A 10,106-nucleotide genomic window follows, 5' to 3' on the forward strand; every position below is an offset into this window, starting at 1 on the left:
CATGGACTTCTCCGTCGACGACACGACCTCCGAACTCACCGCCCTCGTCCGCGACATGGGCGAGCGTCTGGTCACCGACGAGTCGCTGCGCGAGCTCGACGCCCGGTTCGGCCCCGGCACCGAATCCGGCGGAACCGACCGCGACACCGCCCGGTTCCACGCCCGCTACTGGGAGGAACTGGCCCGGGCCGGCGTCCCGGCCGCCCTCGCCCCGGAGTCGCTCGGCGGCGCCGGACTGGGGGTGATCGGCGAGGCCCTGGTCCTACGCGAGTTGGGCCGGGTCGTCGCCCCGGTCCCCCTGTCCCCCGCGATACGCGCGGCCCACCTGCTCGAGGCGGCCGGGCAGACCGACCGCGCCACCGCCGTGGCGGAGGGGCGCGAGATCGCCGCTGTCGCCGACGGATGGTCCGGCTCCGCACCGGAGGTGGACTGGGCGCCGATCGCCGATGTGATCGTCCGGCCTTCGGCCGACGGCCTACACGTGGCGGACGGCGCGGCGGTCACCGTGGAACGCACGGTCCCCGTCGACTACTCGTGCAGCGGGCTCGTCACCGATGACCCCGGTGACCCCACCGCGCTCGCCGCCGGGGCGCTCGAGTTCGATGCCCTGCGCCGCCGCGTCCACCTTGCCGCCCACCAGTGGGGCGTGATCGAGGCCGCGCTCGAGCGCACCGCCGCGTACTCGAGCACCCGCCACCAGTTCGGTCGCCCCATCGGCACGTTCCAGGCTGTCGCCGCCCGCCTGGCGGACGGGTCCATCGACGTCGACGCCGTCCGGTTGAGCACCCTGCGCGCCGCCTACGAACTCGACGCCTGTAGCGGCGACCCCGGCCCGACCGCACACGCGGCGGTGGCCTCCGCCCACTTCTGGGCCTGCGACGCCGGCCACCGCCTCGCCCACACCACCGTGCACGTCCACGGAGGCGTCGGGCTGGACCGCTCCGAGCCCGCCCACCGCTACTTCCTCGCCGCGAAGGCCGGCGAGTTCCGCCTCGGCGGCGCCACCCGGCAACTGCTCGACCTGGGCGACCTGCTGGCCACCGCGGGCGACCCCTGGGAGTACTCGGCGTGAGCGGCGCGGTGAAGACGATCGCGGAGGTCGCCGCCCAGCCGTTCACCTCCGTCGCCGACGCGGTGCACGCCCTGCGCGCCGTCGGCGACCGCGGAATCTGGTCCGAGGGTCGGCTCACGCCCTGGTCGGAGGCCGTCGGTGCGGTGGCCGTGCGGATCGCGGCGCTACGGGAACTGATGACCTCGTCGTCGTCATCGTCGTCGTCGTCACCACCGGCACGTCCCCACGTCGGCCTCCTCCTGGCCGGCACGCCCGAGTACCTCCACCTGCTCGGCGCGGCGGCATGCTCGGAGCTCGTCGTGGCCGGGCTCAACCCCACGCGGCGCGGCGAGGCCCTGATCCGCGACGCGGCCCTCGCCGACTGCGCGCTCATCCTCACGGACACCGACAACGCCGCACTGCTGGACGGGCTCGACCCCGGCGTGCCCGTGGTCTCCGTCGACTCCCCCGAGTGGACCGCGCTGCTGGGCCGGCATGCCGGCGCGGCGCTCCCCGAGGTGGCGGACGTGCCAGCCGGCCCCGACGACCTCGTCGCGCTGGTGTTCACCTCGGGCACGAGCGGCGACCCCAAGGCCGTCCGGATCACGCAGAGCAAGATCTCCGTGCCCGGCCGCATGCTCGCCGAGAGGTTCGGGATCGGCGCGGACGACTGCGTGTACAGCGCGATGCCGCTGTTCCACTCCAACGCCGTGATGGTGGCGTGGCCGATCGCCCTGTACTCCGGATGCTCGATCGCCCTGCGGCGTCGCTTCTCCGCCTCCAACTGGCTCGACGACGTCCGGCGACACGGATGCACCTTCGCCAACTACGTCGGCGCACCACTGTCCTACATCCTGGCCACCCCCGAGCGCCCCGACGACGCCGACAACCCGATGCTCGTGGTCTACGGCAACGAGGCCCCGGCCGACGTGCGCCGCGAGTTCGCCCGGCGCTTCGGCGTCACCGTGGTGGACGGGTTCGGCTCCAGCGAGGGCGGCATCTCCGTCACCCGTACGCCCGGGACCCCCGACGCCGCGCTCGGCCCACTGCCGGACGGGGTGCGGATCGTCGACCCGGAGTCCGGCGACGAGTGCCCCCGCGCCCGCTTCGACGACGCCGGTGTCCTGCTCAACGCCGACGAGTCCGTGGGTGAGATGGTCGCCGACGGGCCGGGCCTGTTCTTCGGGTACTACGGCGACCCCGCCGCCGACGCCGAGAGGATGCGCGGCGGCCGGTTCCACTCCGGTGACCTCGCGTACGTCGACGACGAGGGGTGGGTCTACTTCGCGGGCCGGTCCGGTGGCTGGATGCGCGTGGACGGGGAGAACCTGGCGGCGGCACCGATCGAACGCGTACTGCGCCGTCACCCCGATGTGGCCGAGGTCGGCGTGTACGCCGTGCCGGCGGAGACGGTGCGCGGCCCGGCCGTGATCGGCGACGCCGTCGCCGCGGCCGTGGTGCCACGCGAGGGTGCAGACGCCTCGGCCCTGGCCGACGGATTCGGCGATTTCCTCGCCGCCCAACCCGACCTCGGGCCCAAACAGTGGCCGTCGCTGCTCCGGATGACCGCCGCGCTGCCACGGACGGCCAGCTTCAAGTTCCGGGCCCGCGACCTCAGCTCGCTGGGCGCCGAATCGGCCGGGGACAGGGTCTGGGTCCGCGCCGACGGCGGAGGGGCCTTCACCCCCGGGTGAGGTCGTCGGTAGGTTTGGCGTGTGGACCACGCCGTGAACCCCGACCTGCAGAATCCCGCCGGCGACGGCATCAATGACGATGCCGTCGCCGCCGACGACGACTTCGGCATCTCCGCGCCCGTCCCGCCCAAACCGCTGCTGCGGGGGTGGATCCACGCCGGCACCCTGCCCGTGGCGATCGCGCTGGGCGTCGTGCTCACCGTGCTCGCCGAGGGGACCGCGCTGACCTGGGCCTGCGCCGTGTTCCTGGCGACCTCGACCCTGCTGTTCGGGATCTCGGCCCTGTACCACCGGGTGAACTGGGGGCCACGCGCCGCGGCCCTGATGCGCCGTCTGGACCACTCCAACATCTTCCTGCTCATCGCCGGGACGTACACCCCCATGACGGTGGCGGCACTCGAGCCCCCGACCACCCAGATCCTGTTGACACTCGTGTGGTCGGGCGCCCTGCTGGGGATCCTGTTCCGCCTGTTCTGGCTGTCCGCGCCGCGCTGGCTGTACGTCGTCCTGTACATCGGCCTCGGCTGGACCGCGGTGTGGTTCGCCGGCGACCTCATCACCGCCAACCTCGCCGCCATAATCCTGGTGATGGTCGGTGGCGTCGCCTACACCGGCGGCGCGGTGGTCTACGGCCTCAAGCGACCGGACCCGGCCCCCGGCGTCTTCGGTTTCCACGAGGTGTTCCACACGTGCACCGTGATCGCGTTCGCCTGCCACTGGGCCGCGATGCTGCTGTTCGTCCTGACCAGCTGATGACCTGCTGGCCAGCCGCGCAGCACAGAAACGAAAATCCTGCCCGGCCGGTCAGGCCAGGGTCGCGCGCAGTCGCTCGACGGCGGCGGAGTATTCGGCCACGATCTGGGCCATTGTGTCGGCCACTGGCACCACGCCCTCGAGGGAGCCGATGATCTGCCCTGCGGGCATCGCCACGACCTCGGGATCCTGCGCCTCGGAAATCCGCTGGTGGGCCTCCGCGACGAGGATGTTCTGCAGCGGCATGGGCAGCGGGTCCGGCGCGTCGGCGGCCGCCCACGCCTCCGTCCACTTGCTCTTGAGCAGCCGCGCGGGCTTGCCCGAATAGATGCGCGTGCGGACGGTGTCGCGGCTGGTGGCGGCGAGCAGTGCCTGCTGCATGGCCTTGGAGCCGCCGTCCTCGGCGTACTCGAGGGCGGTGAGCCAGCGCGAGCCCATCCAGGCACCCTGCGCGCCCATCCCGATCACGGACGCGACCTGGGTTCCGTCGCCGATGCCACCGGCGGCCAGCACCGGGGCCCGGCCGTCGAGGGCCTTGACGATCTCGGGGACCAGCACCATCGTCGCGACATCGCCGGTGTGACCTCCCGCCTCGCCGCCCTGGGCGATCACGATGTCCACGCCGTTGTCGACGTGGGCCTGGGCGTGCTTGGTGGCGCCGGCGAGGGCGGCGACCTTCATCCCGTTCTCGTGGGCGAGGTCGATGATGTGCTTCGGCGGCGAGCCCAGGGCGTTGGCGATGAGCACCGGCCGGTGCTTGAGAGACATCTCCACGTGCGACTGGGCGACCGAGTGGAGCCACCCGATGACCCCTGCGTTGTGCTCGGCGTCATCACCGAGCGGTGGGACGCCGAGGTCGTCGAGGACACGGGAGACGAACGACTTGTGCTCCTCGGGGATCATCGCGGCGATGTCCTCCGGGCTCCCCTCGGTGAAGACCTTGTTGGGCATGACGATGTCCACACCGTAGGGCTTGCCGTCGGTGTTCTCGTCCATCCAGGTGAGGACCTCGTCGAGTTCCGCGGCATCGTTGTACCGGACACACCCGAGCACGCCCATGCCGCCGGCACGGGTCACGGCGGCCGCGACGGCCTTGGACGGGGTGAACGAGAAGACGGGGTACTCGATCCCGAACTCCTCCGTGAGGGAAGTGCGAATGCTCACTTGCTGATCTCCTGGCTGTCGTCTGCGGGGCGGGACGCGGCGATGTCCGCGGCCCACCGGTAGTCGGGCTTGCCCGCGGGGTTCCGCTTGACGGCGGGTTCGACCCACAGTGCGCGCGGGCACTTGTAGCGGGCGATCTCCATGCGGGCGCAGGCGTTGAGTTCCTCGATCGGCGGGCACGTGCCGTCGCGGGTCTGGAGGACGGCGGCGACCTGCTGGCCCATCCGCTCGTGCGGGACACCGATCACCAGCGCGTCGTACACGTCCGGGTGGGTCTTGAGCGCGGCCTCGACCTCTTCGGGGTGGACCTTCTCGCCGCCGGTGTTGATGGACACCGAGCCGCGGCCGAGCATGGTGACGGTGCCGTCTTCCTCGACGCGGGCGTCGTCGCCGGGGATCGCGTAGCGCTTGCCGTTATAGGTACGGAAGGTCTCGGCGGTCTTGGCCTCGTCCTTGTAGTAGCCCAGCGGGATGTGTCCGGTGCGCGCCACCTTGCCGATGACCGGCGATCCGGGCTGGACCTCGTTGCCGTCGTCGTCGAGCACGGTGGTCTCGCCGTCGATCATCACGCGCGGCCCACCGGTGTGGTTCTTGCCCTTCTCGGCGGTCGCCAGGCCGGAGAATCCGGTCTCGGAGGAGCCGATCGCGTCGGAGAGCATGAGGTTGGGGAAGGCGTCGACGAACTGGTCCTTGACGGATGGCGAGAGCAGGGCGGCGGACGAGCCGATGTAGAGCAGGCTCGAGGCGTCGTACTTCTCGGGGTCCCAGGCCTCGATCATGGGGCGGGCCATGGCGTCACCGGTGATGAACATGAGGTTGATCTTGCGGTCGGTGATGGTCTGCCACACGGCCTCGGCGTCGAACTCGGGGACCAGCACGCTGGTGTGGCCGGCGAATAGGGCCATGAGGATGGCCCACTGGGCGCCGCCGTGGATGAGCGGCGGCAGGGCGGCGCGGACCAGGACGCCGCCGTCGACGGCATTGTTGGCGAGCTCCCACTCGTCGGCGACCTTCTCGCCGGTGAGGAAGTTGATGCCGCCGCCGAGGACCATGAACACGTCCTCCTGCCGCCAGACGACGCCCTTGGGGAAGCCGGTGGTTCCGCCGGTGTAGAGCATGTAGGTGTCGTCGTTGGAGCGTTCGCCGAAGTCGCGTTCGGGTGACTGGGCGGCGAGCGCGTCCTCGTAGTGGGAGACGGTGACGCCGGCGGGAACCTGCGGGTCGGGTCCGTCGGTGCCGTCGGAGACCACCACCACGTGGGTGACGCCCGGCGTCTGCGGGAGGGCGGCGGCGAGGACGTCGGTATAGCGACGTTCGACGACGACGACGCTGCTGTCCGAGTTGTTCAGCAGATACTCGAGTTCTGCCGGGACGTAGCGGTAGTTGACGTTGACCATGACGGCGCGGATCTTGAAGATTGCGACCATCGCTTCGACGGCCTCGATGGTGTTGCGGCTGTAGACCGCAACCTTGCCGTCGGTGGCGACTCCGACGGACTGCAGATGGTGCGCGAGGCGGTTCGCGCGGTCCTCCAGTTCCTGAAAAGTCTGGACACGGTCCTCCTGGATCAGGACCTCGCGGTCCGGGACCCGGTCCACGCTGTGCTCGACAAGATCTCCGATGGTATAAGCCATGCACCCAAACTAGAACGTGTTACCGTTCCGTGGGGCGGGTTACACGGATTCCGCCGTAAGAAAATCTTTCAGGAGGCCCGATGTCGAGCGCTGTCACGCCCGAGGACCAGCACCTGCTCACGCAGCGACGCGGGCATGTCCTGATCGTCACCATGAACCGGCCTGAGACCCGCAACGCCCTGTCCGGGCCGATGATGCGGGGCATGGAGGCGGCGTGGGACCTCGTCGACTCCGACCCGGAGATCCGCGCCTGCATCCTCACTGGCGCAGGCGGTTTCTTCTGCGCAGGCGCCGACCTCAAGACCATGAACACCGACGCTCCGGGCGATAAGTTCGCCGGCGGAGGCTGGGATCTGACCAAGCTCCCCGCGCTACTAAAGGGCCGCCGCCTATCCAAGCCGCTCATCGCCGCGGTCGAGGGTCCGGCCATCGCCGGCGGCACCGAGATCCTGCAGGGTACTGACATCCGCGTGGCTGGACGCTCGGCCAGGTTCGGCGTCTCCGAGGCCCGCTGGGGCCTGTACCCGCTGGGCGGCTCGGCCGTGCGACTGGTGCGCCAGATCCCGTACACGGTTGCGATGGAGGTCCTGACCACCGGACGCCCCCTCACCGCGGAGGAGGCCGAGCGCTTCGGGCTGATCGGCCACGTGGTGGAGGACGGCGTGGCCCTGGACAAGGCCCTCGAGATCGCCGAGCTCATCGCCGCCAACGGCCCGATCGCGGTCCAGGGGATCATCGAGACGATCCGTCGCACCGAGGGCATGCACGAGGAGGAGGCCTTCAAGGTCGACGCCGAGGTGGGTGGCCGGGTGTTCGCGTCCAAGGACGCCAAGGAGGGCCCCCGCGCCTTCGCGGAGAAGCGCAAGGCGGAGTTCCGCGGGGAGTGACCGCGCGCCCGGACTAGAGCTTGAGGCGCGTCCGCGCGCGCATCGCCCCGAGGTAGATCGACGCCATCCGCTTCTTGCCCTTGATATACGGCGGGGCCACGAATTCGGAGACGTTGGTGTTGAACGAGTGCAGCGCCACGGCCCGCTCGTGCGTGAAGGTCCGGAAGCCGTAGTGACCGTGGTAGCCGCCCATCCCCGAGTTGCCGACGCCGCCGAACGGGATCGCCGACGAGACCATCCCGATCCCGAAGTCATTGCCGTAGATGTTGCCTGAGCGGGTGCGGTCGGCGACGGTCTCGAAGCGCTCGTTCTTGTCCCCGTACCAGTACAGGACGAGCGGGCTGGGACGGGCGGTGATGTAGCGGATCGCCTCGTCGACGCTCTTGTAGCCGAAGACCGTCAGGACGGGGCCGAACACCTCGTCGTCGTCGATCTCCATCTCCGGGGTGACCCCGGTGAGCAAGGTCGGCGCGATCTTGCGCGTCACCGCGTCCGGCAGCCGCTCCCCCGCCGGCGTCGCGTCGCGCTTGACGGCGCCCTTGGCCACGGCGTCGTCGACGAGCCCGACGATCCGCTCATAGTTCGAGGTGTTGATGACGGCCGTGTACTCGGGGTTGCCGACGATCGCGGGCAGGCTGGTGCGCCACTGGTCGAGCACGATGTCGCAGAACGCGTCGACCCGGTCCTCGGGGACAAACACGTAGTCGGGGCACATGCACACCTGGCCACCGTTGACCAGACGGGAGGCGGCGACACTGCGGGCGGCGCGCTCGATGTCCGCGCTGGAGTCCACCACCACGGGGTTCTTGCCGCCGAGCTCAAGCGTGACGGGCGTGAGGTTCTCCGCGGCGTCCTTGGCCACCGACTTTCCGACGGCCGGCGAGCCGGTGAAGAACAGGTGGTCGAACGGCAGGACGGAGAAATCTGAGCCGCGGCCGTGCTCGGGCCCGATCACGGCCAACTCGTCCACGGCAAAGTAGTCGGGCGCGCGCCGGGCGAGCACCTCGGTGGTGTTCGCGGTGACCGACGACGGCCGCAGCATCACGCGGTTGCCGGCGCCGAGCCCGGAGCCGGCCGGGACGATCGTGAGGTACAGCGGGAAGTTCCAGGGGCCCATGATCCCCACGACTCCCTTGGGGTCGTGCCGGACCTGCTGGTGGAACCCGACCCGGTCCAGGACGCGGGAGATCCGGGTGGGCTTCATCCACTTCTTGAGGTGGGAGCGCTGGTGGTTCAGGTCCGGGATCGACGACGCGATATCCGTCAGCGTGGACAGGGTCTCGGGGCGGGAGCCGTAGTCCTCGCGCATCGCCTCGGTGAGCTCGGCGGCGTTGTCCAAGACGAGTCGCTTGAGCCGGGTGATGCGGTCGCGGCGAACCTTGGCGCTGGGCTGCGGGTCCGCGAGGAACGCCTGCTGCTGACGCTCGAGAATCTGATCGAGCGTGAGCTCGCGGGCGGTGGGGGTGGTGATGACCATCCGTCCAGGATAGAACGTGTTCTCATCTGATGCGAGGTCGATGACCGAATGGTGTCGGTGGCGGGTGCCTCCGCGGCAGCGAGGCCCGGCGCGTGTGTGCGCCGGGCCCCGCTGCCCCATCGTCAGTCGATCGCGCAGGTCGCCGCGTCGACGGTGCGGGTGCGTCCGTCGACGGTGACGGTGAGTCGGCCCGCTGCGCTGGGGATCCTGGTGGCGCCGGGCAGGTCGGCGGTGCACACCTGCGTCCCGCCTGAGGTGCTCACAACCAGCTGGGGTTGCCCGTCGACCTCGTCGAGTCGGGCGAAGTTCGTTCCCACCCTGACTAGAATGCGACTCGAAGCACAATGCCGTCGAGGTCAGTTCACATGGTCGGCGTAAAGGTAAACGTTGTCCTCATAGTCACCGATGCCATTAATATATTCCAAGTCTCCACCGCAGGTCACAACCGCTAATCTCCGTGGCCCCTCCGGCCCGTCCAGCACACTCTCTTCGACGCCGTCCGCCTTCGGGCGCTCGACCACGTTCGTCACGCGCCACGTTGTGACGGCCCCCTGTTCATCGGAGGTGTGCACAAACTCTCCGGGGCGGATACGCGCCAAGTTGAACAACGCACCGTTGCCCTGGCCGCTCATATTCACGTGTCCGGCGATCAGCACAGTGCCACTATCAGATTCCAATCTTGCACCATCGACCCACTTTCCAACCTGGGTCACATCCAACGGGGGCGTGAGAACCCCGTTCAGCACCGTTGCGTTCAGAATGGGGGCCGTCACACCCAGCGGCCCCAGCGACAGCGTCTCGGGAGGCAACATTGGCGGTGCAGGCTGATCGCCATTTGCGAGCGGCGCACTATCGACGGTGCCTTGCGCAGACGGGCGGGGAGGGTTGGGGTCAATCACGGGAGATGCCGGCTCGTCTGTAAAGAACAACATCGCGCCCACGGAGAGCATCGCCACCGCCAGCAGAAGTCCGAGGACGCCCGAACCGCGCCGCCATCCGCTCTCGCCACCGCGTTTCACGCGAGATCGCTCAACCATCTTCGTCCTCCCGAGTTCTGCCTACCACGGTAGCCACAGCGAAACGCCCGTTGTTGGGGGAAATTCCCCAACAACGGGCGTCGCGCCTGCTTCACATCACTGCACTTAGCGCACCCGGCGGATGGCCAGCACAGCGCCAGCGCCACCGAGAGCAAGCAGCAGTGCTGCTAGACCAATCGCGGGCGGCGAGGTAAAGACAGTAGAGGCTCCACCACCGTCGATCGCGTGCGGACGCTCACCCGAAGCGCCTCCCGACGTGCCGGGAGCCGCAGGGTTAACGGAGGCACCGGGGGCCTCCCGCTGACCGGGGCTACTCGGGACATCCGGGACACCAGGGACATCCGGGGCGCCCGGAGCGTCAGGAACATCCGGATTGCTCGGATTCAGTGAACCCAACGAACCGAGATCC

The 10,106-nt window shown here is 69.6% G+C and carries 9 protein-coding genes; 4 read left to right on the forward strand and 5 right to left on the reverse strand.

The window, feature by feature from the left end; translation table 11 throughout:
- Position 1 precedes the first annotated feature (1 nt).
- The 3 genes from DCI01S_RS12025 to trhA are packed head-to-tail and all read left to right on the forward strand — an operon-like array spanning position 2 to position 3,498.
- The gene (locus tag DCI01S_RS12025; RefSeq protein ID WP_061229441.1) at positions 2-1,072 is read left to right on the forward strand and encodes an acyl-CoA dehydrogenase family protein; all 1,071 of its coding nucleotides are present in this window, start codon (positions 2-4) and stop codon (positions 1,070-1,072) included.
- A complete protein-coding gene (locus tag DCI01S_RS12030; protein ID WP_061229442.1) occupies positions 1,069-2,745 on the forward strand; it encodes an AMP-binding protein in 1,677 nt (558 codons plus the stop codon). Before DCI01S_RS12025 ends, DCI01S_RS12030 begins: the two co-directional genes overlap by 4 nt.
- A gap of 21 nt (positions 2,746-2,766) precedes the next feature.
- A complete protein-coding gene (gene trhA, locus DCI01S_RS12035; RefSeq protein WP_174521555.1) occupies positions 2,767-3,498 on the forward strand; it encodes a PAQR family membrane homeostasis protein TrhA in 732 nt (243 codons plus the stop codon).
- Between the two features lie 51 nt (positions 3,499-3,549).
- Here the strand turns inward: trhA and DCI01S_RS12040 are convergent, their stop codons facing one another.
- Positions 3,550-4,656: an NAD(P)H-dependent flavin oxidoreductase gene (locus DCI01S_RS12040; protein WP_061229452.1), complete on the reverse strand. Its 1,107-nt coding sequence runs from the start codon at positions 4,654-4,656 to the stop codon at positions 3,550-3,552.
- 2 nt (positions 4,657-4,658) lie between these two features.
- Positions 4,659-6,296 carry an acyl-CoA synthetase gene (locus DCI01S_RS12045; RefSeq protein ID WP_061229443.1) on the reverse strand — a complete coding sequence of 546 codons (1,638 nt, stop codon included), beginning with the start codon at positions 6,294-6,296 and terminating at the stop codon, positions 4,659-4,661.
- A gap of 80 nt (positions 6,297-6,376) precedes the next feature.
- On the opposite strand from DCI01S_RS12045, the gene DCI01S_RS12050 reads away from it, so the two are divergent.
- A complete protein-coding gene (locus tag DCI01S_RS12050; protein WP_061229444.1) occupies positions 6,377-7,183 on the forward strand; it encodes a crotonase/enoyl-CoA hydratase family protein in 807 nt (268 codons plus the stop codon).
- Positions 7,184-7,196: 13 nt separating this feature from the next.
- On the opposite strand, the gene DCI01S_RS12055 is transcribed toward DCI01S_RS12050, so the two are convergent.
- The 3 genes from DCI01S_RS12055 to DCI01S_RS16815 form a co-directional block, all read right to left on the reverse strand.
- Positions 7,197-8,660, reverse strand: a complete 1,464-nt coding sequence (locus tag DCI01S_RS12055; protein WP_061229445.1) for an aldehyde dehydrogenase family protein — start codon at positions 8,658-8,660, stop codon at positions 7,197-7,199.
- A gap of 122 nt (positions 8,661-8,782) precedes the next feature.
- Positions 8,783-8,977 (reverse strand): hypothetical protein, encoded by a 195-nt coding sequence (locus DCI01S_RS12060; RefSeq protein ID WP_061229446.1) that lies wholly within the window; start codon positions 8,975-8,977, stop codon positions 8,783-8,785.
- A gap of 39 nt (positions 8,978-9,016) precedes the next feature.
- Positions 9,017-9,610 (reverse strand): class F sortase, encoded by a 594-nt coding sequence (locus DCI01S_RS16815; protein WP_244881720.1) that lies wholly within the window; start codon positions 9,608-9,610, stop codon positions 9,017-9,019.
- Between the last annotated feature and the right edge of the window lie 496 nt (positions 9,611-10,106).

The sequence above is a fragment of the Dietzia cinnamea NBRC 102147 genome, from assembly GCF_001571065.1.
Classification (GTDB): domain Bacteria; phylum Actinomycetota; class Actinomycetes; order Mycobacteriales; family Mycobacteriaceae; genus Dietzia; species Dietzia cinnamea.

What these genes read in the sequence shown, in the direction of transcription:
- DCI01S_RS12050 (WP_061229444.1), top strand. Translation starts at nt 6,377, where the DNA reads ATGTCGAGCGCTGTCACGCCCGAGGACCAGCACCTGCTCACGCAGCGA.
- DCI01S_RS12045 (WP_061229443.1), bottom strand. Translation starts at nt 6,296, where the DNA reads ATGGCTTATACCATCGGAGATCTTGTCGAGCACAGCGTGGACCGGGTC.
- DCI01S_RS12055 (WP_061229445.1), bottom strand. Translation starts at nt 8,660, where the DNA reads ATGGTCATCACCACCCCCACCGCCCGCGAGCTCACGCTCGATCAGATT.
- DCI01S_RS16815 (WP_244881720.1), bottom strand. Translation starts at nt 9,610, where the DNA reads ATGCTCTCCGTGGGCGCGATGTTGTTCTTTACAGACGAGCCGGCATCT.
- DCI01S_RS12025 (WP_061229441.1), top strand. Translation starts at nt 2, where the DNA reads ATGGACTTCTCCGTCGACGACACGACCTCCGAACTCACCGCCCTCGTC.